Below are 21,300 nucleotides of genomic sequence, written 5' to 3'. Positions count from 1 at the left end.
ACCCACCCCCTACGCCGTGAAGAACTGCGACAGGCCCAGGCCACGCAGTGCGCGTCGGTAGGCGATGGACGACTTGTCGGCGGGGATGTGGACCTCCAGCGACGGGTCCAGCGGCAGGTTCTCCGGCTTCTGAGCCTCCACCATCGCCCGGTCCTCCTCGAAGACCTGCAGGTTGAAGTCGTAGACGTCCTGGACGGGCTGGTCGGTGTCGAAGTTGCGGACCCGGGCGTCGAACAGCCGGGTCTGCGTGGCGGAGACCGGGCAGGCGGTGTTCATCATCGCCAGGTGTTTGCCGCCCGGGAAGTGGACGTCGAGGGTGGCGGTGAACGGGACGTGCAGCCGGAAGTGGCGCAACCACCGGAATCCGTCCGGTACCGCGGCCTTGACCTCGTCGGAGGCGTCGTGTGGGATGTTCGGCATGGTCGACCAGTACTCGGTCTCGAAACCGTCCGCGGTGACCTGCGGGGTGTAGTCCGGCACCTCCGGCTGGTCGGCCAACGCGAAGGACTTGTCGTGGACGAAGGCGAAGTGGGCGACGTCGAGGAAACCCTCGACCTGGCGTCCGGCGAAGGCGGCGACGTCGATACCGGGGCAGTTGATCCGCTGGTAGCCGTCCTCGTCCCAGTGCGGGACGGGCGGGATGCCGGAGTCGGTGTCCACGCCTGGGACATCGCCCGGCTTCGCGGCAAGGTTCGCCCACACCAGGCCGTAGCGTTCGACGGCACCATAGGCCGGCAGGTGCATCCGGTTCGGGATGCGGCTGGACGGGTGCGCGGGGATCTCGGTGCAGCGACCGCCCTGGCCGAAACGCAGGCCGTGGTACGGGCACTTGATGCCTTTACCGTCGTGCTGGTCCTCGCCGAGACTGAGCATCATGCCCCGGTGGGTGCAGAGGTTGTCGGCGACCGTGACCTTTCCGTCCACCCGGTAGACGACCAGCGGCTTGTCCAGGAGGGTGACGCCGAGCGGGCCTTCGGTGACCTCGGAGCTGTAGGCGACCGGGTACCAGAATCGGGCGATGATCTGCCAGTCGTCCGGGTCGAAGGTGAGCTTGCGCGGCAACGGGAGATCGCCGGGGCGCGGGGTGTGGCCGGTCGACGGGGTTGCGGGTGTCGGGGCGGGGCGTCCTGCGTTCGGGTTGCGGGTGATGCGGGAGACGTCGGGCTGGAAGGTCGGTGTCGCCGGTGTCGCCGGTGCGGTCGTGGTCATGTGGTTGTCCTCTTCTCGTGCGTGGGGTGGCTCCGGGGTGGTCAGCCCCGGAGGTCACCGTGCGCGATCTGTCCACGTGTCCACCCGACGAGGTGGCCCTGCGACACGGGGAGCCTCGGAGACGTCCGGGGCGTCTGGGGCGTGACGGAGGAAGTCATGGGTGCCAGTGTGGTGGGCCCGTGTTTCGCTCAGGTGACGCTGCGGTAAAAGGACGGCCGGAGGGGCCAACGGGGCCAACGGGGCCAACGGGAGGGGAACGGTCGCTGTCGCGGCCCCGGATGTCAGCTGAGCCACCGCAGGGGTCAGCGAACGGCCGATTACTGACCTGAGGGGTGGCTCAGACGACGTCGGAGCAGGCGGCGCGGCTTCCGGCTCGGACCACAACCCGGTTCAACGCGACGTCCTCCCCAGCCTCTTCTCCCGATTCTCCATCGCCCGGATGATGACGTCATCGTCGAACTCGGGAACGAAGGTGGAGCAGACCACGCCGGTGATGAAGGCCACCGGCGCAGACATCACGAGGACAAGGGCGACAGCCTGGCTCCCGCCCACGAGCATCGTCAGGTTCGTGGCGATGAAGTACAGCGCCGTCGAGAGCCCGAGGAACGCGAGAACCGGGGCGACCGTCCTCTTCCACGCTCCCACCTGCAGCCCCGGCCGCGACCGGAAGTACACGATGACCGCCACGGAGACCAGCAGCATCAGAATGATGATCGTGAAGGTCGCCAGACCGGAGAACCAGGTGAAGATCTCGGTGACCGGGTCGAGTCCCACCAGAGCGCAGACGGCGGTGAGCACGACGACCGTGACCGTCTGCACGATCGACGACATGTGCGGTGACCGGTAGGTCAGGTGCACCGCACGCAGACGTCGGGGCAACCCTCGTTTGTGGGAGATGGCGTGCTGGTAGCGGGTCAGTACATTGTGGAAGGACAGCACGCAGGCGAACAGGCTGGTCAGCAGCAGGACGTGGACGACAGGTCCGGCCCAGCCACCGAGGTAGTTCACCGCGGTGGTGGCGATCATCTCGTCCGGGTTGGAGACCGCGGCGTCCAGCACGTTGCCGGTACCCCACGCCTGGACCACGGCCCATCCGGAGACCGTGTAGAAGATGCCGATGACGGCGACGGAGATGTAGGTCGCCCGCGGGACGGTGCGGTCCGGGTCGCGGGCCTCGGATCGGAACACGGTGGTGGACTCGAAGCCGATGAACCCGGCCATGGCCATCATCAGCCCGACGCCCATCGCACCCGAGAAGACGTTCTCCGGCAGGAAGGGGTCTGCGTTGAGCCCCTCGGCCCCGCCGCGTCCGACGACCACGACGTCGAGCAGCACGACGATGGCTATCTCGGCGACGAGCAGCACACCAAGCGCCTTCGAGCTGAGTTCGATGCTGCGGTAGCCGAGGTATCCGACGACAGCAGCGGTGGCCAGGGAGAACACCCACCACGGGACGTCTGCGACCGGGGCAACGAGCAGGGTGAGCTGCTGGCCGAGGAATCCGTAGACGGCAAACTGGATGGCGGTGTAGGTCAGCAACGCGAGGTAGGCGGTGCCCATGCCGAGGCGTCGTCCGAAGGCGGTCTCGACGTAGGAGTAGAAGGCCCCCGGTTCGTCGAGGTACTTCGACATGGTGGTCAGGCCCACGGAGAACAGGATGAGGATGGCCGCGCCGACGGCGTACATCGCGGGGAACCCGGCGCCGTTGCCGGCGGCCATGCCGATGGGCAGGGCACCGCCGATGACGGTCAGGGGTGCTGCCGCGGCGATGACCATGAAGACGATCGAGGTGGTGGTCAGCGACCCCTTCTTCAGGGTCGCGGCCCCGGCGACCGGGGCGGTGGTGACGGGACTGACTGGTGTGGGCATGGTGCGTCCTTTCAGGACGTGAGTGTGGTGGCGCGGTGTCCGGCGGCCTTCGCCGTCCGCGGTGTGGTGGGGTAATCGAAGGAGTCGGGACGCAGCGGCGAGGTGCCGTCCACGGCGAGGTCGGCGGCGATCCGCCCGTAGACGGGGGCGAACTTCATGCCGTTGCCGCTCATGCCGGTGGCGATGGTCACGGCACCCTCGCTCCCCAGTGTGTTCCCCGGGGCCAGCCCGAGGACCGGCGCGTGGTCGGCGGTGAACCCGTCGTGGTGGAGGGTGAGTCGGACAGGGTCGTCGAGTACCCCGTCGAAGAAGGCGGAGCTGCGTTCGGCGAAGATGCGGGAGAGGATGTCGGGCAGGACGCCGGTGCGCAGTTCCTCGATGCCGTCGGGTGTGGGTGCCCCGCCGGCGAAGTCGCCGTGGGAGATCTTCACGCTGTACCCGTCGAGGCTGGGCGCCCCGTAGCAGTGCCAGACGTCGCCGCCGGGGGTGACGATGTCACGCATGAAGATCGGCAGGTTCTCCGGCAGGAAGTTCGTGATCTGCAACGGCAGGTACCAGGTCAGCGGGATGGCCTGCACGCTGATGTGGTCGGCGAGGTCCGGGTACAGGTCGGACGCCCAGGACCCGTTGGCGACGATCACCTTGTCTGCGGTGACTGTGGCTGTCCCGTCCGGTCCTGCGCAGCGGATGACGGTCGTGCCGTCCGGCCCCTCCCCCGGCTCAATCGCGAGCACGCGGGTGTTGTCACGCAGTTCCGCGCCCGCGTCGATGGCGAGCTGCTGAGACAGGGCCACGGCGAGTTCGGGACGGATCCCGCCGCCGTCCGGGTCGATGAGGGCGATGTCCGGTGGCGCCCCGGGGGCCGGCGCGGCGAAGGCCGGGTAGCGCTCGGCGAGTTCCACGGCGCCGAGGACCTCATGGTCGAGCCCGTGGTTCCGGATGACCTCCATGGTCTGTTCCATGGTCGGGAAGTCCGCGGGGGCGACGCTGACGGCACCGATGGGCAGGAACACGTCGCGTCCGGTGCGTTCGTTGAGTTCGAGCCACATCTCGCGGGCGCGGCGCACCATCGGGATGTAGATGCCTCCCTCCTTGAGCGCCACCCGGAACAGCCGGGACTCTCCCGAGTAGGAGCCCTTGGTGTGGATGCGGCCGAAGCGTTCGATGCCGAGGATGCGGGCGCCCGGGGCGCGTTCGGTGAGCTGCCACAGGGCCATCGAGCCGATGGAGCCGCAGCCGACGACGACGTAATCGTAGTGGTCACTCATACCAGCTCCGGGGTGTCCCAGACCGGCAGACTGGTGCCGATGCCTTCGTTCAGCGCGCGGCGGTACAGGGTGGTGGCCCAGGCGACGTCCTCGACGGGCATGCCGCCGACCGAGTAGACGACGATGTCGTCGTCGGACCGGCGTCCCACCGTGTCGCCGTTGATGACGTCGGCGATGTCGACGACGCTCCCGTCCGGGATCCTGCCGTTCTTCTCCAGGGCGAGGAACTTGTTGCCGATGATGCCGACAGTCTCGAAGGCGTCGTCACCGAACTCCTCGTGCCAGCACTCGTAGAGGCTGCGGTTGTCGAGGACGAGGCGCGCGGAGTCCGAGGCGAGCCACTCGTCGGAGATGTTCACGCAGGACGGGATCGAGACGAACGCGCCCGGCGACAGCCAGGACGGCTCAAGCACCGGGTAGTTCCCCGAGCCGATGGGGGCGGTGGTGGTGTAGGCGATGACCTCGGAATCGCGGACGGCGTCCTCGGCGGTGTCGACGACCTCGATGGTGGTGAACCGCGGCAGGGTCTCCCTGACCCAGGCGACGAAGCTGTCGATGCCGGCCTGGCTGCGGCCCTTGATCTTCACGGTGTCCAGGGTGGGCACACCGGCGGCGAAAGCCTCGAGTGCGGTCTTGCCCATCACACCCGACCCGACGACGGCGGCGACTGTGGCACCGGGTTTGGCGAGGTGCCTCGCCCCCACGCCGGACACTGCGCCGGTGCGGTAGGACGACAACAGGTTGCCGTTCATGATGGCCAGTGGAGCACCGGTGTCGGCGTCGTTGAGGACGAAGGTGTGGATGGAACGGGGCAGGCCGGAGGCGCGGTTCTCCGTGTTCGAGCCGTACCACTTCACGCCGGCGGTGTGGAACTGTCCGCCGAGGTAGGCAGGCATGGCCATGAAACGACGGTCCGGGCCGTTCTTCGGCATCCGTTCGTGCGGGGACTCGTCGGGGAACAGGACCATGGACCCGTGGGAGTTGTTGTTGGCCCCACCCATCCGGTAGTCGCCGACGCCGAGGAGGGAGAACATCTCCTCCATGGTGTCGACGCAGGCGGGCATGTCCTTCACCCCGGCGGCGACCATGTCTGGTTCGCTGAGGTAGAGGGTGTCAAGTCGTGGGCTGGACGGGGCGGCGGTCGCTGGCGCGGGAGCGGTGGTTGTCATGCTCTCCATGCAACCGGTCGGGTGTTTCCCCACCATTGCTGCGCCATGACTGTTTTGTACGCTTGGAGAAAAACAGGGGTTAGGACGTAAAGACCCGGTTACCGAACGAGGTCAGCTGTGCTCTGAGCCGTTCCGGGGCTGCCTCGTCCTGGTTCAACGCGGCCCAGACCTGTGCCCCGGTGAGCATGGTGAGCAGTTCGTCGACGACGGTTTCGCGGTCCGTCCCGCGCTCGAGTCCCTCACGTAGGTCACCGTCCTCCGCCGCTTCGGCGAGGCGCGCACGGAAGTACCGTCGCCAGCGGTCCATCCGTTCGGCGAAGACCTCCGCCTCGTCCCGGTGGGTGACGGCCCGCTGCCAGAACGCGGTGACGACGCGCGCCTCGGCACGTCGGACGTCGTCCAGGGGCAGGATCTCTTCAGCGAGACGGTCCAGGCCGACGCGTCCGCGCTCACCCCCGAAGACCTGCGCGCGGTCGTTCGTCGCCGCGTAGACGTACTCGAAGGCCGCGGTGACCACGGCGTCCTTGCCCGGGAAGTAGTAGCGCAGCAGGCCGTTGGAGAACCCGGTGGCCTCGGCGATGCGGCGGGTGGTGACGACGTCGAGACCTTCGTCGGCGATGAGCAGCCACACCGAGCCGATGATCTCCTGGCGACGTCTGTCGTGGTCTACGCTTCGGGGCACGCCTGCAGAGTGTAGTGGTTGGATGACCCGGAAAAAGGTGGTTCGTGCCCTCGGCACTCGGCGGCAACCCGGATGTGCGTCTCAGGATCCGGGTTCCGCGGCCGGCGATTGAGCGATTCGGGTACGCAAAAAAGGGTCATCGCTCCCCCCCCTCAACCCACCGCGTCGCGCAGCCCCACCCCGTCCGTGGCACCGTCATCGGCCCAGAGGAATCGCTCGGTCCCGTCCGGTCCGACGTATCGGGCGTAGCCCTCGTTGGCGAGGTTGTCGGTGCCGTCGGGGCGGGCGTTGATGTCGTCGTCCTTCGCGGCGAAGGCTCCCTCGCGCTCCACGAGCACCTGGGACGCCCCGTCACAGGCCTCGTCGCACAGGATCGTCAGTTCACCGGCGGCCGCGTCATAGTCGCTGGCCATCACACCCTCGAACGGGGAGTCGTAGCGCTGCACCAGAGCCGGTTCCTTGTCGGCGAGGTCGACGAAGAGGACCTCTCCGGTGTCCTCGACGCCGACGGCGAAGAGTGAGTCACGGATCCATGCGATGGTCTCCGGCCCGCCGTTGGCCTCGAGCTCCCCGGTGAACTCCGCGAGGTTCCACTCGTCGGTGGCGGAGAGTTCATCACCGTCCGCCGCCCCGTCCAGCTCGTAGCGCAGGGCGGAGGGACGGGAGGTGTTCTTCGCGTTCTCGGTGTTGTCGCGTTCGGTGGCGACGTAAACCGCGCCGTCGGCACCGACGGTGACGCCCTCGGCGTCCGGCATGCCCGAACCGTCGGGGTAACGCAGCTGGTGGAGCGCCTCCACGGTGTAGCTGTTGCCGTCGTCCGGGGTAAGGACGTAGAGCGTCCCCTTGTCGTTGTTGACGACGTAGGCGGTGCCGTCGGGACCGACGTCGACGCCGGACATGTCCTCGCCCTCGAAGTCCTCGGTGTGTTCGCCGGCGAGCGTGACAGGGTTGATGTCCTGCGGATCGTGCGGCCAGGCCGCGGTCGGAGTGTCAGCCCCCGGAGCGGCTTCAGCGTCCTCGGCGGAGGTGTTGCGCAGGCCCTTCGTCGGTTCGCCGGTGACGGTGAAGTCGCCGGTCATGTCCGGGACGCGGCCCCATGTAGTGGAGGCGTGGGTGGTCCAGCTGGTCTCGTCGACGAGGGTGTCGTCGGCGTCGCGGAGCGTGACGGTGTCCTTGCCTCCGAGGCCGAAGTTCTCCTCGGTGGGGATGACGATGTAGCCGCCGGACTCCACCACGGTGTCTTCTGGCAGGACGATGGGGTCGTGGGAGTCGTCGTCATCGACGATGCTCCAGCCGGCGAGGTCGACGGCGTTGTTCGGGTCGGTGTTGGCGAGTTCAACCCAGTCGCCGTCGGGGTCGCCGTTGGACTCGACTTCGTTGATGACGACGGCCGAGCTGGCCGGAACGGCGACAGCGGCGGGCACGGCAGTCATGACCAAAGGCAGGGCAGTCACAGCGGCCAGGGCGGTTGCGGCAACGGTTTTATGGAGATGCTTCACGTCTCCGCACGATAGGCGGCCCCGGCGGACGACAGATGACCGGCAACTGAACGGAAGGTGTCAGGCCGCACCGAAAGTGTCCACAGCACCCACCACGTCCACCGCAGTCCACGCTAACCCGACCGCGCCGTCGGACAGTGCCTGTTCAGCGACCTGCCCCACACACGCGTCGGCAAAGGGCGCCTGGTGGTTCAGCACCGGGTAGGAGCCCACACCGATGTACGGGTGGATCGCGGGCACGGCCCAGGACACGTTCGCCATGTCCGTCGATGCCCGGCACATCTCTGCCTCCGGCCCGTCACCTTCGCGGTGTAGCTCCCGGCCGAGGGCTAGAGCGTTGGCCTCGTAGAACCGCAGGGCACGGTCGGCAGTCCGGAAGTCAGAATAGGGCTTGGACTCATCGCGGATCTCGACCTCACAACCGGTGGCCAGGGCCCCGGCCTCGAAACAACGTTTGACCTTGTCGCCGGTCTCTTTGAGCTGCTGCATGTCATTGGCACGCACGTACCACCGGCCGCGGGTCCGTCCGGGGATCGCGTTGGGGGCGTCACCACCGTGGGTCACGATGCCGTGCACCCGCACGCTGGACGGCAGCTGCTGCCGCAGCAGGGCGATGCCGACTTCGGCGACCGTGAAGGCGTCGGCGGCGTTGACGCCTTCCGTCGGGTAGGACGCCGCATGCGCTGCCTGTCCGGTGTAGGTGACCTCCCAGTGCTCGACGGCGAAGGGGCGGGCGCGGACCACGTCCACCGGCGCGGGGTGCACCATCATCGCGAAGTCGAGGCCATCAAAGGCTCCGCGGTCGAGCATCTCGATCTTGCCGCCGCCGCCCTCCTCGGCCGGGGTGCCGAAGACCTCCACGGTGATGCCGAGTTCATCGGCCACCGGCGCCAGGGCTACGGCGGCACCGAGGGACATCGCGGCGATGAGGTTGTGGCCGCAGGCGTGCCCGATGTTCGGCAGCGCGTCGTACTCCGCCATCAGCGCGAGACGGAACGGTCCGCTGCCACAGGTCGCGTGGAAGGACGTCTCCAGGTCGACAAAGTTCTCCGTCACCTCGAAGCCACGGTCGCGCAGGAAGGACGCGCACCGTGCCGCCGAGTCGTGCTCCTGCCAGGCGGTTTCCGGGTGGGCGTGCAGCCATTCGGACAGCGCGACCAAGTCGGGCTGCGCTGCAACCACGGCGTCTTTCAGGCGGCCCTTCAGCGCAACTTTCAGCTCCTCACTCATCGCCGGGCACTCCGTAGGACGGTGAGGACACCGGGTCCTTGCCGCGGGTGACGTAGTCGTCCCGCTGCGGCAGCCAGGTCTCCAGCAGTGATGCCAGGTCGCCGAGCGGATCCTCCGACCAGTCGACGCGCAGGTCGGTCTCGGCCCAACCGGCGTCGCGGACGACGGCGAGTCCCGCGGAGTGCACTGGCCCGGCCTCTCCCCCGGCGCGCAGGCCGGCCTGCATGGCGGCGAGCAGTCGGGTCTCCAGGTCACCGACGGTATCGCCGAATTCAGCGAGCATGGCATCGGGCACACCGGTGCCGGCGAGCATGTTTCCGGCGACAACGGCGTCGGTGCCGACGGACGAGGCGTACGTCCCCAGTGTGTGCTGCCCGGAGTGAACGGTGCCGGTGCCGGCGGGGGCGAGGACGCTGATCTGGCGGTAGTCGAGGGTGTCGTCGTCCTCACGCAGGCGTGCCACGGCGTCTGTGGGGCTCAAGCCGTCGGCGAGCCGGTCGAGCAGGTAGGCCCCGAACCGCGGATCAGTGATGTTCTGCGACGCGACCACACCGACACCACCGCGCAAGTGCAGGCACCGTGCCGCGACGGCCGGGGAAGACGAGGACACGGCCATACCGAGGGCGCCGTCGGCATCCCGGGCGATGATGGAGAAGGTCATCTACAGCACCGCCGTCGCGTCGATCTCGACGAGCCACTCGGGGCGGGCCAGGGCGTCCACCACAATGCCGGTGGAGACCGGGTGGACGCCCTTCAGCCAGTGCCCCATAACCCGGTAGACCGTCTCCCGGAAGCGGATGTCGGTGAGGTACACGGTGACCTTGACGATGTCCTCGAGGCTGCCGCCGGCTTCGTCCATGAGCATGGCGATGTTGGCCATCGCCTTTTCCGCCTGCGCCTCGACATCGCCGATGCCCACGCTCTCGCGGGTGTCGAGGTCCTGGCCAATCTGTCCGCGCAGGTAGACCACTCCCCCGGCGACGACGGCCTGGCACAGGTCGTTGTCCAGATTCTGCTCCGGGTAGGTGTCCTTCGTGTTGAACGGGCGGATGCGGGTGTGCTTCATCGGGTGGTCTCCTTCTCAGGGGTGTAGGCGGCGTAACCGCGCTGGATCATGATCTCGTCGACGACGTACTTCGCGTCGTGCCAGCAACCCCAGATGAAGCTAGAGCCGCGGCGCGACAGCCAGGGAAGGCCGACGAAGTACACGCCGTTGGCGGGGCTCACCCCGCGCTGGTGGACGGGACGCCCCCGGTCGTCGGTGACGCCGTCGACATTCAGCCAGGAATAGTCAACGCTGTAACCGGTGGCCCAGACCACGGTACGGATGCCGGACGACGCCAGGTCGAGGCTGAGCACCGGGTCGGTGACGTCCTCCGGGTCGGGCCCGAGGACCCACGCCTCGGGTTCCTCCGGCAGGTCCAACCCGTTGGCCTCGATGTAGGCGTCCGCCTCGGCGAAGAGGCCGAGCAGGTTCCGGTCGCCGGCGTGAATATGGTCCCCGAGGTCGTTGCGGAAGCGCAGGGTGCCGTCGGCGTCGCACGTCTCCGCACGTCCGACGAGGTGGATGCCGTCGGCGGCGAGGTCACGGAAGTCGACGGTGTAGCCGCCGTCGGCACCGGTGACGGCGATGGTGACATGTTCAGCACCGACCGGCGGGGCGGCCATGTCCCATTTGCCGAGGACGCCGAGCCACCAGACGTTGTCGCGGCCCCGGTATCGGCGCGGTGGACGGTCGTGGGCACCGACGGCGAGAGTGACGTCCCGACCCGCCTTGTTCAGTTCCGCGGCGATCTGCAGGCCGGACGACCCGGCACCGACGACGAGCACGCCGCCGTCCGGGAGCCCCTGCGGGTTGTCATAATCCGCGGAGTGGATCTGGGTGATACCGCAGGTATCGGCGACGTCCTGTGAGATCACCGGAGGGATCACCGGGACCTGGAAAGGCCCCGTCGCGGAGACGACGTGGTCGGCGGCGATGGTCGCGCCGTCGGCGCAGGTGACGAGGTAGCCGTTCTCTCCGGTCCGCTTGGACACCGAGACGACCTCCACACCAGTCCGGACCGGCGAACCGATCTTCGCGGCGTAGTCCTCGAAGTACTGCGCGACGCGGTCATGGTGGGCGAAGGCTTCGCCGTCGACCGGCTCAGCCCCGGACGGGACGGACTCGTCGAAGGTGAGGTTCGGGAACCGGTCGTGCCAGGCGGGGCCGTTGGCGCACAGCGAGTCCCAGCGGCCGGTCCGCCATTTCTCGGCGATGCGGTCGCGCTCCAGGACAATATGCGGAATTCCCGCGATAGTGAGGTGCTCACTTGTCGCGATTCCGGACTGGCCGGCGCCGATGACGACGACGTCGGTGGCCTCAGTGACCTCAGTGATTTCGGTGGCTGTCATGGAATTCAGTGTCGGCAGACGCCGGAAATATAGCAACCATGGTTTAATGATATTCCACATCGCTCAGAGTGATTTACAATGATGTTAAACATCATATGACCGCATCCACTGCGAAGGACCGCCCGTGCCGAAGACTCGCGACGCTCTCACACTGACCCAGCTGCGCTATTTCACCCGGGTCGCTGAACTCGGGTCCATGACCGCCGCCGCCGACGAACTCTTCGTCGCACAGTCCGGAGTGAGCACCGCGATGCACCAGCTCGAGAAGTCCCTCGACGCGACGCTCTTCATCCGTCGGAGATCCAAGGGTGTGGTCCTCACGGAACAGGGACGTGCCTTCCACACTGCTGCGGTCCGGGTCCTGGAGTCCGTCGACGACGCGGTAGGGACTCTCTCCCCCGGGCAGCTCACCGGAACCCTCACCGCAGGGTGCTTCACGACCCTCGCCCCCTACTGGCTCCCTGAGGTTCTCGAACAACTGCAGACCTCGTCACCAGGGCTGAACTGCACGCTTCACGAGGTCACCGCCGACCAAGTGATTTCACTGCTGCAGCGAAGGGAGATTGAGGTCGCACTGACCTACGACTTCGACTATGGCCGGGACATCGACTTCGAACGGATCACCGAGGCACCCATCTACGCCGCCGTCGCAGAGGACGACCCACTGGCGGACCGGACGTCGGTGAGTCTCGGCGAACTCTCCCGGCTTCCCCTAATCCTGCTGGACATGGACAAGTCCACGAACTACTTCCTGTCCCTGTTCCGTGACGCGCACCTACGGCCTGTGGTCCACCAGAAGTTCGAGTCGATGGAGGTGGTACGTTCCATGGTCGCCCGTGGCCACGGCTACACGATCCTGAACCAGCGCCCCTCCCACGACTTCACCAATGACGGACGCCGCCTGGTCCGCCTCCCCATCTCCGGCGTGCGCTCCCACCTGCAGACAGGTGTCGCCTACCGTTCCGGCGAACCCCTGTCCATGAAAAGCCAGGCATTCCTCGACGCGTGCCGGAATGCACTGTTACCGGAATAGAGCTTCATTGTTTCCGGAATGTGTCTTCACATTATCCGAACCCTGCTTCGATTTATTGTGATAGCCAACACAGTCTGGGAGTTTTAGCATTGTCCTCCAAGAAGTCGGACGAACAGGAATTGTCCGGACCACTTTCAAGGAGGACCCCATGAACGGTGCCACGACAACTGCCCCAGATCCACACGACATCGACGGCAGGACTCTGCGCCGGAGTGTCATCGCGGGCTCCGTCGGCGTACTGGTGCACTGGTTCGACTGGGCCGTGTATGCCTACCTCGCCACCACCATCTCCGACGTGTTCTTCCCCGAGTCTGGAGGAGCCACGGGCCTGCTGGCCGTCTTCGGCGTCTTCGCCATCGCCTTCTTCTTCCGCCCGGTCGGTTCCGTCATCTTCGGACACCTCGGTGACACCCTGGGACGCAAAAAGACGCTCTCCCTCGTCATCATCCTGATGGCCGTGGGAACGCTGATGCTCGGACTCACCCCGTCGTACGACTCGATCGGTGTATGGGCCCCGGTGCTGCTGATCATCGGGCGCATCGTCCAGGGGATCGCGGCCGGCGGTGAGTTCGGCTCCGCCGCATCATTCCTCGCCGAGTACTCGAAGCCGTCGAAGCGGGGATTCAACTGCTCGTGGATCGAGTTCGGCTCCGTCATGGGTTTCCTGCTCGCCTCAGGCGTCGTGGCAGTTCTCTTCGCCGTGTTCGACGACCAGACAGTCACCGACTGGGCCTGGCGCATCCCGTTCCTGATCACGGTGCCGATGGCCATCGTCGGCTATTACATCCGCACGAAGATCGAGGACACCCCCGACTACCGCGCACTAGAAGAAGCCGAGGAGGTGCCTACCGCCCCGATCAAGGAGGTCTTCAAGCACAACAAGAAGCAGTTCTTCCAGACGGTCGGTATCGAGATCTTCATGAACTGCACCTTCTACGTGGTGCTCACCTACCTACTCACCTACCAGGAGGACACCGTCGGATTCGACGCAGGGACCGCCGCACGCCTGTCGGTGATCGCCTCGCTGACCGCGGCGGTGATCATCCCACTCTCCGGCAAGGCCTCCGACCGCTGGGGTCGCAAACCTGTCCTTCTCGCCGCCGGTGTCCTTCTGCTGGTGCTCGCCTGGCCGATGTTCCTGTGGATGAACCAGGGGACGTCCGTCTCCGGCTTCGGTGCCACGTTCGTCCTCTCCGCCGTCCTCGCCCTCATCCTCGGTACCCACGCCTCCACCGTCGCCGAGCTGTTCCCGACACGAACCCGGCAGTCCGGCCTGTCGATGGCGTACAGCATCGCCGGTGCGTTCTTCGCGGGTACACTCCCGTATCTCAACACCTGGTTGATCGACTGGACGGACAACATCATGGTGCCAGCTTTCACGCTGATGGTCGTCGCCCTGGTCGGCCTCGTGACCGTCTCCACGATTCCGGAGACCAAGGGGATCGGATTCATTGCTGACAAGGAGTTCGACGCCGCCACAGACACGGGTTCGGCTGACGTCGGTGACCGGAATGCAGAAGGCCAAGTCGCTCCGACGCGGTAGCGTGGAACAGTGAACATCACTCTCCGCCAGCTGGACTACTTCGTCACCGTCGCCGACGCGGGCAGCATCACTGCAGCTGCACAACGTCTATACCTTTCCGCGTCAGCGGTGTCGACCACCGTTACCGAGTTAGAGAACATGCTCGGTGTCCGCCTGTTCACCCGCCATGCCCGCGGTCTCTCCCTCACTGGAGAAGGACGTACTGTCCTCGGTAGAGCGCGGGCACTGCTGCGTGAAGCGGAAGACCTCGAGGTGAATGCGACGTCCCTCGGCACCAATATGTCAGGCACACTGACAGTAGGTTGCTACTCGACCATCGCCCCACTCCTCTTACCGAGGATCATCGCGGAGTTCTCGGACCAGTACCCGGAACTGACCATCCGGTTCACCGAAGGGTCACGCAGCGAGTTACTCGAAGGATTCGCCCAGGGACGGTTCGACCTACTTGTCGTCTACGACTACCCGTTTAAGGATGATCTTCCTGACCGGGGAACGCTGCTCCCCCTCGGAGCTTTCCCTCCCTACGTCCTCCTTCCCGGAACCCATGAGCTTGCAGGAACCGGCCCAGTAGCACTAACTGATCTCGCATCGGACCCGCTCATCCTCTTCGATCTTGAACCGGCGGACCAATACTTCCTTTCTCTGTTCCGCGATGAGGGCGTGGAACCCCGAGTCCGGTACCGCACTGGCGACTTCGAAGTGATCCGGGGGCTTGTCTCACGTGGTCTCGGGTACTCACTCCTCACCCAGAGAACTCTTCACTCAGTCAGCTACGAAGGCATCTCATACACAGCCGCTGAGCTCGCGTGCGACCACGGCCCGCTGGATGTCGTCTCTCTCGTTCCGACCGCCTCACGGATCACCGAACGAACCAAAGCTTTCGTTGACGCAGCCCGCAGAATCCTCGGAGACCCGGTTCGATATGCCAACGATGAGTAGGCCTGGGCCTCATCGAGAAATCCGAGCCAGTGGACTGGCGTGGAATAACCATGATCCGTATACCTCATGCCGTCAACGCAATCCTCACCGATGTCGAGCCCAGCTAACCATCCCGAATGCTAGGCAAACACTACGCGGCGAAATGTAGCCCTTTCCGAGAATGAGCTCCCCATGGCCACACTCCAACGAATGTCTGGATTGACGATCTGGCAACTAGCCATGACGCTGGACAAAAACCGGGCACGGAATCGCGTAGCATGCGCTCGCCAAGCACCTCGAGGCTTCTGCAGCGAGCGATTTACCGAGCAAAGCGACCAAGTGCTCGAAGAGATCGTCACCAGTGTGTATTCCGCGGCCGGAGACCCCGATGGCAGCTAGATCCCGTGATCCCTGCGAGACAGATCGAACTCCAGACGACCTGAGCCGCCGCAGGGGGTCAAAGAATAGCTGCCTATTGGCCCCTACGACGGCTCGGATGCACAACTGTAGTTAGAAGACCTCAGATCCGATCCATGAACGTGTACATGTTGCCCTGGTCGAAGGCAGCGCGACGCCAGGTGTCCCACGCGTGGGAACCGATGATGTCGTACTTGAACTCGATGTTGTCGCGTCCCGCCAGCGCCGCACGCGCCTGGAACTCCGAGGTCATCACCATCGAACCAGCCTCAAAGGGGCCACCGCGCACCACCGTCGCCACCGGGTCCGGGCCCAGGTCGCCGGCAAAGTTCGTGATGCCGGTCGATGCACTGACGATCACCGGCATGGTGAGGTTGTCGATGTTCAGCGTCGGGTTGTTCTCCGCACGCGACCGCTCGTCGGCCCACGGAATCTCGTCGTGCCCGCTGTTGAGCATCGACGTCCCGTCCATCACGGCGCGCTGCACGGGCATACCGGGATCGTAAAGCCCGCTCAGTGCGTACACCGAGCTGTACATGTCCGGGTGCTTCGACGCGAGGTTCATGGCCCCGTACGCACCGGAGCTCAGGCCGGTCACGCCGGTGCTGCCCCGGCCTCCGTTCGGCACTCCGAACTCCGACTCCAGGTAGTCCGGCAGTTCCTGGCTCATGAAGGTCTCGAACTGCGCACCCTGAACGCCGTCCCAGTCCTGCACCCAGCTCCAGGCGTCCATCGCCGGGAAGACGAGGGTGGCGTCCTCGTCCGCCAACGCATCCAGTGCGCCGCCGGCCGTGACCCAGGCGTTGGTGTCGGTGGAGTCAGCACCGTCAATGAACTGGGCGACCTTCGGATTGCCGTCGGTGTGCGCGGGCCGTACGACCACGGTGAAGTCGCGGTCCATCGACGGGGAGTGCACAGAGCACTCCAACGCGGAGGTGTCACGGTACTGCGCGCAACTTTCCGGGTCGGCTGCTGCGGTCGGCGCAACGGCCACGGATGCGGTCACGCCGACGGCGGCAGCCAACGCCGCCAGCACCTTCGGTGTCTGTCGTCTCTTTCGGGGATGTGTCATTCGGGGAATCCTCCTGTCCGTCGGCGACCGTACAAGCTCCGCCCCCGGAAAAGCGATGCCCCCGGGGGAATTGCCAGCGAACGCCAACATCATGCGTCACTGCAGTTCACAGCACTTACCAAGCGCCACGGCGAGTAGCCTGCCTCGCCTCTACACTCGGTGCCATGAAGTTCCTTGAGATCACCCTCCCGGTCCACGACCCGTCCCGGTGGGTCTTCTGGCTCTCGGACCGCCTCGGAACACCACGCGTCGACGGCGCCAGCGTCCGCGTCGGATGGACGACGCTCCGCTTCACCGCCACCTCCGACGACGCCCCGGGACGCGGCCACCACCTCGCCTTCGCGATTCCGACGGACACCATCGACGACGCCGCAGGACGTGTCGAGGCAGCGACGGGACAACCGTTGCTCGAGGACGACGGCACCACCGTCATCGACCGGGGAGGCAACTGGGCCAGCAGGTCGATCTACTTCGCCGGCCCGGAGAACTCCGTCCTTGAGCTCATCGAGCACACCGCGCGTCCGGCAGCACCCGCCGCTACCCCGCCGGACGGTCCACCCGAGCTACTCGGTGTCGCGGAAGTCGGGCAGGGGGTCGCCGACGTCGCCGCCGCCGGTGACGCCCTCGCCGCACGCTTCGGCACCCGCCTCCCCCACGGCTTCGGCGACCCGGCACGCCGTATCATCGCCGCCTACGGCGACATCGACGGCGCCGTCGTCCTCGCCCGCGACGACCGGCCGTGGTACCCCACACAGGACATCCTGCCGGCGACCGGTGCCGCGACCGTCGTGCCGGAGGACGACGCACCCCACTGATCAGATCGCACGGCAACGAACCCTGGACAGCCTCCGGAACGTCCCCTACACTTCGCAGACATAAGCCACCCCTCACCCGAAAGGATCCCCATGAGTTTCTCCACTCTCCGTTTCTCCCGGCTGTCCCACGCCGGCATCGCCGCCGTCGCCCTGGCCCCCGCCCTGGTCCTCGCAGCACCGGCCGCCGTCGCCGACGAGACCGGGGCCCCGGCCGTCGATTCCTCCGCTCCGTCGCCCTCGGAGGACAGCGGCGACAGTGACGTGTCCGAGGACGGTTCCGGGGAAGGCTCGGTCGAGGGCTCCCTGCCCGAGGGCGTGAGCTCGTCGGACGCCGCGTCATCGCTGGCCGACGCCGACTGGAAGGCCGTCGCCTCGATCCTGAGTGACGTGGTCGGCGGCGACGTGTCGCTGCAGACCATCCTCGACATCATCTCCCTGGTCAACGGCGGCGACGCCACGGTCGGCGACGTGATCGGCTCCGTCACCGGATCGCTCGGCGACAGCGGTGAGACCGGCGACAACAGCAACACCGGCGACGCCGCGGAGTAACCGACCCCCGTCACAGCCTCCGAGAGGTCACCGCACAATGCGGTGGCCTCTTCTTCTGTTTCCAGGTGACCGACAGACGTGGCAGAGCAGTCGGCGGCGCGGCAGAGGCACTGGTCGGATTCCTGCAGGAAAGCGACCGGCAACTCCGCCAATGTGCCGACACCTCTGCCAGCTCGCCCCACCTCCACCCCGACCACAGACACTTCAGCACATGATGTATTCTTTAATGCATGCATCAGCACGACGGCCCACCCGTGTGGGCACCAGGCACCACCGAACGCTCGATCGCCGGCCGCGTCGCCGAGGAACTCGCCCGCGACATCGTCGGCGGAGCGATCGCCCCCGGCGACATCCTCACCGAGGTCGACGTCGCACACCGCTCCGGGGTCAGCCGGACCCCCGTCCGCGAAGCGATGCTCCGCCTCGAGGCCTGGGGGCTCGTCCGGATCGCCCCGAAGAAAGGCGCCACCGTCACCGTCCCCACCGAACGCGAACGCAGCGAGCTCCTCACCGTGCGGTCCATGCTCGAGACCGACATCGTCCGACGTATCGCCGAGGACACTGACGCCCGCACCGCACTCGCCGCCGACCTCGACGCGACCGTCGTGCGGCAGCAGGCGAGCACCACAGACCCGGACGACTTCGCCGTACTGGACTTCACCTTCCACTCCCGGATCATCCACTTCGACGACAACCGGGTGGTCACGGAGATCTCTGACCTGCTGGCCCCCCGCCTCGCCCGACTGACCTTCCTCGCCGTGCGTGCCATGGCCGGCAACCTCCTGCCCGTCATCGACGAGCATGCCGCCCTGGCCGACGCCGTCCGCGAGGGCGACGTCCCCCGCTTCGAGGAGCTCATCGGGGCGCACCTCACCGGGTGGCACGGCCGCTACGAGGTCGCCCCGTGACGCCGGCACCAACGCCACCGACGCCACCGACGCCACAACGCCTGTGGATGCTGCCTGTCCCGGCGGTGTTCCTGCTCGCCTGGGGCGGCAACCATTTCACCCCGCTGCTGCACCTGTACGAGACCGTCGGCGGCTACGCCCCGTGGCAGTCCAACCTACTGCTCGGCATGTACGTGTTCGGACTCATCCCGGGACTGCTGGTCGCCGCGGCGCTGTCCGACCGGTACGGACGCCGGACCGTCACCCTCGCCGGCCTCGCCTCCGCGGCGGCGGGAAGCGTCATCCTCGCGTGCGGCATGGGGTCGTTCACTGTGCTGTGCATCGGCAGGCTCTTCGCCGGCGTCGGCGTCGGCGTGGCCATGTCCGTCGGGTCGAGCTGGATCAAGGAGCTCTCCGGACGCGAGTACGACCCGGAGGCGAAGATCACCGCCGGCGCCCAGCGCTCCTCACTGACCCTCACCCTCGGCTTCGCCGTCGGTGCCGGGATCACCGGAGTCCTGGCGCAGTGGGGTCCGTGGCCGGCGCAGACACCCTACGTCCTGCACGTACTGCTCTGCATCGTCGCGGCACTTCCGTCCGCACGCTGCCCGGAGACGGTGCCCGACCGACGACCGCAGGACGCCCACCCCTGGTGGCGTGACCTCACGATCCCACAGGCGTCACGGCGCCCGTTCCTCCGCATCATCGTCCCCGCCGCCCCGTGGGTCTTCGCTGCGGCGGGCGTGGCCTACGCCGTCCTGCCGACGGTGTTCGAGGAGAGCCTCGGCGACCACACCACGATCTTCGCCACGGTGCTCACCGTCCTCACCCTGGGGACCGGGTCGGCGACGCAGCCCGGCGTCGGCTGGCTCAACCGGGTGACGCGCGGGCGGGCACTTCCGGTCGGCCTCGTACTCCTCTTCCTCGGCATGGTCCTCGCGGCCGTGACCGCTGCGACGGGTAGCCCGGTCCTGGCGTTCGTCGCCGCCCTCGTCCTCGGCGGTTCCTTCGGCATCTGTCTCGTCGCCGGGCTGCTGCTGGCACAGGCACTGTCCACCCCGCAGGACCTCGCCGGCATGACGGGGATCTACTATTCGATCGCCTACCTGGGGTTCCTGCTTCCCACGGTGCTGGCCGCCGTCACCGGCGGGACGGAGTACACCGCCGCCCTGGCCGTGGTGTCCGCGTGCTGTCTCGTCTGCGCCGCCGCCGTCGCCTCGGGACTCTCACCGAAGAAGAAGTGAAGGAACGTGGCCGGATCCTCAGCTCTCTGATACCGTTCATGGAGAACTTACCTCACCACAAGAAAGTTGGAACCATGAAGGTCTCCCGCCGTATCAAGGCCGGCGTCGCCGCCGTCGCCGTCGCCCCCGCACTCGTCTTCGCGCCCACCGCGTTCGCGCAGGACGAGAACGCCGACAGCTCCCTGCCCACCAACCTCCTCGAGGGCTCCTCCGAGGACGGCTCGCTGTCCACCGGCAGCCTGGAGAACATCAACATCCAGGACATCATCGACCGGATCCTCGATCTCCTCCCCGGCCTCGGTGGCGGCGATGACGGAGACAACGGCGACGGCGGCACCGGCGGCACCGGCGAGTAGTCCCCCGCTTTCCCGTACGGGCCCGTGGCACTGCGCCGCGGGCCCGTCACGCGTTCCACCCCGATTCCTTGGACGCCCCGTACGCTGCACTGCTATTGTTCTAAGCCAACAACTTCACCAGTAGAAAGTACGGGCCATGACCCTTTCACCTGTCTCCCGCCGTCTCAAGGCCGGCATCGCCGCCGTCGTCGTGACCCCGGCCCTGGTCTTCGCGCCGACCGCCGTCGCCGACTCATCGCAGACCAGCAGCAGTCTGAGCGCTCAGAAAGCCGAGGCCTTCGACGCGCTCGGAAGCCTCGGCAGTGTCGGCGGCGGTGAACTCGGCACCGCGGTCACCGTGATCACCGCACTGCTGGACGCCGGTGTCAGCGTCGGTGACATCGTGACGATCTTCATGGCCCTGCAGGGTGCCGGCGTGAGCATCAGCGACATCATCGCCGTCTTCTCTTACCTCGCGGACAATCCGGCAGCGATGAAAACAGTCCTCTTCCTCATTGAACAGGGCTGGATCACGCAGATCCTCGCCCTCATCCGCTGACCCGCACTCCTCGGGGGCACCGACAGTTGGGGAGCCTCAGAAGTGCCGTCCGACGTGGGCTTCCTCGCGGGCGGTCTTCACCATGTGCGGGTAGTGCAACTCGAACGCCGGACGCTCCGAACGGATCTTCGGCATCGAGGTGAAGTTGTGCCGCGGCGGCGGACACGACGTCGCCCACTCCAACGAGTTGCCGTAGCCCCACGGGTCATCCACGGTGACGACCTCACCGTAGCGCCAGGACTTGAACACGTTCCAGACGAACGGCAGAACCGAGAGCCCCAGGATCAGCGCACCGATGGTCGACACCTGGTTCAGCAGGGTGAAGCCGTCGGAGTCCAGGTAGTCGGCGTAGCGACGCGGCATACCCATGCTGCCCAGCCAGTGCTGCACCAAAAATGTCATGTGGAACCCGACGAAGGTCAGCCAGAAGTGGATCTTGCCCAGCTTCTCGTCCAGCATGCGGCCGGTCATCTTCGGGAACCAGAAGTACACCCCCGCATACGAGGCGAACACCAGGGTGCCGAACAAGGTGTAGTGGAAGTGGGCGACGACGAAGTAGGAGTCCGACAGCTGGAAGTCCAGCGCCGGCGACGCCAACATCACACCGG

At 66.6% G+C, this 21,300-nt stretch carries 21 protein-coding genes; 9 read left to right on the top strand and 12 right to left on the bottom strand.

The genetic code is table 11. The features are described 5' to 3' along the window. Positions 1-9: 9 nt before the first annotated feature. The 10 genes from PQI66_RS12895 to PQI66_RS12850 form a co-directional block, all read right to left on the bottom strand. Complete coding sequence (locus tag PQI66_RS12895; protein ID WP_339998896.1) at positions 10-1,209, bottom strand: aromatic ring-hydroxylating oxygenase subunit alpha; 1,200 nt, start codon at positions 1,207-1,209, stop codon at positions 10-12. Between the two features lie 390 nt (positions 1,210-1,599). Next, a complete protein-coding gene (locus PQI66_RS12890) occupies positions 1,600-3,078 on the bottom strand; it encodes an APC family permease (protein WP_339998894.1) in 1,479 nt (492 codons plus the stop codon). Positions 3,079-3,089: 11 nt separating this feature from the next. Further along, complete coding sequence (locus PQI66_RS12885; protein WP_339998893.1) at positions 3,090-4,346, bottom strand: FAD-dependent oxidoreductase; 1,257 nt, start codon at positions 4,344-4,346, stop codon at positions 3,090-3,092. Continuing rightward, complete coding sequence (locus PQI66_RS12880; protein WP_339998891.1) at positions 4,343-5,515, bottom strand: tyramine oxidase subunit B; 1,173 nt, start codon at positions 5,513-5,515, stop codon at positions 4,343-4,345. Before PQI66_RS12880 ends, PQI66_RS12885 begins: the two co-directional genes overlap by 4 nt. A 79-nt stretch (positions 5,516-5,594) precedes the next feature. Next, entirely contained in the window at positions 5,595-6,197 is a 603-nt protein-coding gene (locus PQI66_RS12875) for a TetR/AcrR family transcriptional regulator (protein ID WP_339998890.1), read from the bottom strand. A 152-nt stretch (positions 6,198-6,349) separates the two neighbouring features. After that, positions 6,350-7,630, bottom strand: a complete 1,281-nt coding sequence (locus PQI66_RS12870) for a lamin tail domain-containing protein (RefSeq protein ID WP_339998888.1) — start codon at positions 7,628-7,630, stop codon at positions 6,350-6,352. A gap of 126 nt (positions 7,631-7,756) precedes the next feature. Then, on the bottom strand, positions 7,757-8,926 hold the full coding sequence (locus PQI66_RS12865; RefSeq protein ID WP_339998886.1) for a M20 family metallopeptidase: 1,170 nt from the start codon (positions 8,924-8,926) through the stop codon (positions 7,757-7,759). Then, complete coding sequence (locus tag PQI66_RS12860) at positions 8,919-9,587, bottom strand: DUF1028 domain-containing protein (RefSeq protein WP_339998884.1); 669 nt, start codon at positions 9,585-9,587, stop codon at positions 8,919-8,921. The genes PQI66_RS12865 and PQI66_RS12860 overlap by 8 nt, the downstream gene beginning before the upstream one ends. Then, positions 9,588-9,992, bottom strand: coding sequence for a RidA family protein (locus tag PQI66_RS12855; RefSeq protein ID WP_339998882.1), 405 nt, complete (start codon positions 9,990-9,992; stop codon positions 9,588-9,590). Further along, entirely contained in the window at positions 9,989-11,320 is a 1,332-nt protein-coding gene (locus PQI66_RS12850; protein WP_339998880.1) for a flavin-containing monooxygenase, read from the bottom strand. The genes PQI66_RS12855 and PQI66_RS12850 overlap by 4 nt, the downstream gene beginning before the upstream one ends. 124 nt (positions 11,321-11,444) lie before the next feature. Between PQI66_RS12850 and PQI66_RS12845 the strand changes: the two genes are divergently transcribed. From PQI66_RS12845 to PQI66_RS12835, 3 genes are all read left to right on the top strand, one after another. Further along, a complete protein-coding gene (locus PQI66_RS12845) occupies positions 11,445-12,353 on the top strand; it encodes a LysR family transcriptional regulator (protein ID WP_339998878.1) in 909 nt (302 codons plus the stop codon). Between the two features lie 148 nt (positions 12,354-12,501). Next, on the top strand, positions 12,502-13,896 hold the full coding sequence (locus PQI66_RS12840) for an MFS transporter (protein WP_339998876.1): 1,395 nt from the start codon (positions 12,502-12,504) through the stop codon (positions 13,894-13,896). 9 nt (positions 13,897-13,905) lie between these two features. Beyond that, on the top strand, positions 13,906-14,835 hold the full coding sequence (locus PQI66_RS12835; RefSeq protein ID WP_339998874.1) for a LysR substrate-binding domain-containing protein: 930 nt from the start codon (positions 13,906-13,908) through the stop codon (positions 14,833-14,835). 499 nt (positions 14,836-15,334) lie between these two features. Here the strand turns inward: PQI66_RS12835 and PQI66_RS12830 are convergent, their stop codons facing one another. Continuing rightward, a complete protein-coding gene (locus PQI66_RS12830) occupies positions 15,335-16,303 on the bottom strand; it encodes an alpha/beta hydrolase (RefSeq protein WP_339998872.1) in 969 nt (322 codons plus the stop codon). A 164-nt stretch (positions 16,304-16,467) separates the two neighbouring features. Between PQI66_RS12830 and PQI66_RS12825 the strand changes: the two genes are divergently transcribed. From PQI66_RS12825 to PQI66_RS12800, 6 genes are all read left to right on the top strand, one after another. Then, positions 16,468-17,118 carry a VOC family protein gene (locus PQI66_RS12825; protein WP_339998870.1) on the top strand — a complete coding sequence of 217 codons (651 nt, stop codon included), beginning with the start codon at positions 16,468-16,470 and terminating at the stop codon, positions 17,116-17,118. A gap of 90 nt (positions 17,119-17,208) precedes the next feature. After that, positions 17,209-17,667, top strand: a complete 459-nt coding sequence (locus PQI66_RS12820) for a hypothetical protein (RefSeq protein ID WP_339998868.1) — start codon at positions 17,209-17,211, stop codon at positions 17,665-17,667. Positions 17,668-17,897: 230 nt separating this feature from the next. After that, on the top strand, positions 17,898-18,575 hold the full coding sequence (locus PQI66_RS12815) for a GntR family transcriptional regulator (protein WP_339998866.1): 678 nt from the start codon (positions 17,898-17,900) through the stop codon (positions 18,573-18,575). Continuing rightward, positions 18,572-19,798 (top strand): MFS transporter, encoded by a 1,227-nt coding sequence (locus tag PQI66_RS12810; protein WP_339998864.1) that lies wholly within the window; start codon positions 18,572-18,574, stop codon positions 19,796-19,798. Before PQI66_RS12815 ends, PQI66_RS12810 begins: the two co-directional genes overlap by 4 nt. Before the next feature lie 74 nt (positions 19,799-19,872). Next, positions 19,873-20,154 (top strand): hypothetical protein, encoded by a 282-nt coding sequence (locus PQI66_RS12805; RefSeq protein ID WP_339998862.1) that lies wholly within the window; start codon positions 19,873-19,875, stop codon positions 20,152-20,154. A gap of 136 nt (positions 20,155-20,290) precedes the next feature. After that, positions 20,291-20,692, top strand: a complete 402-nt coding sequence (locus tag PQI66_RS12800; RefSeq protein ID WP_339998861.1) for a hypothetical protein — start codon at positions 20,291-20,293, stop codon at positions 20,690-20,692. 36 nt (positions 20,693-20,728) lie between these two features. On the opposite strand, the gene PQI66_RS12795 is transcribed toward PQI66_RS12800, so the two are convergent. After that, the coding region (locus PQI66_RS12795) for a cytochrome c oxidase subunit I (protein WP_339998859.1) at positions 20,729-21,300 on the bottom strand (572 nt) is incomplete at its 5' end.

The sequence above is a fragment of the Corynebacterium sp. USCH3 genome (genome assembly GCF_037619475.1).
Taxonomy (GTDB): Bacteria; Actinomycetota; Actinomycetes; order Mycobacteriales; family Mycobacteriaceae; genus Corynebacterium.
Note: the sequence above shows the minus strand (reverse complement) of the source record. Positions and strands in the feature narration are given on the sequence as shown.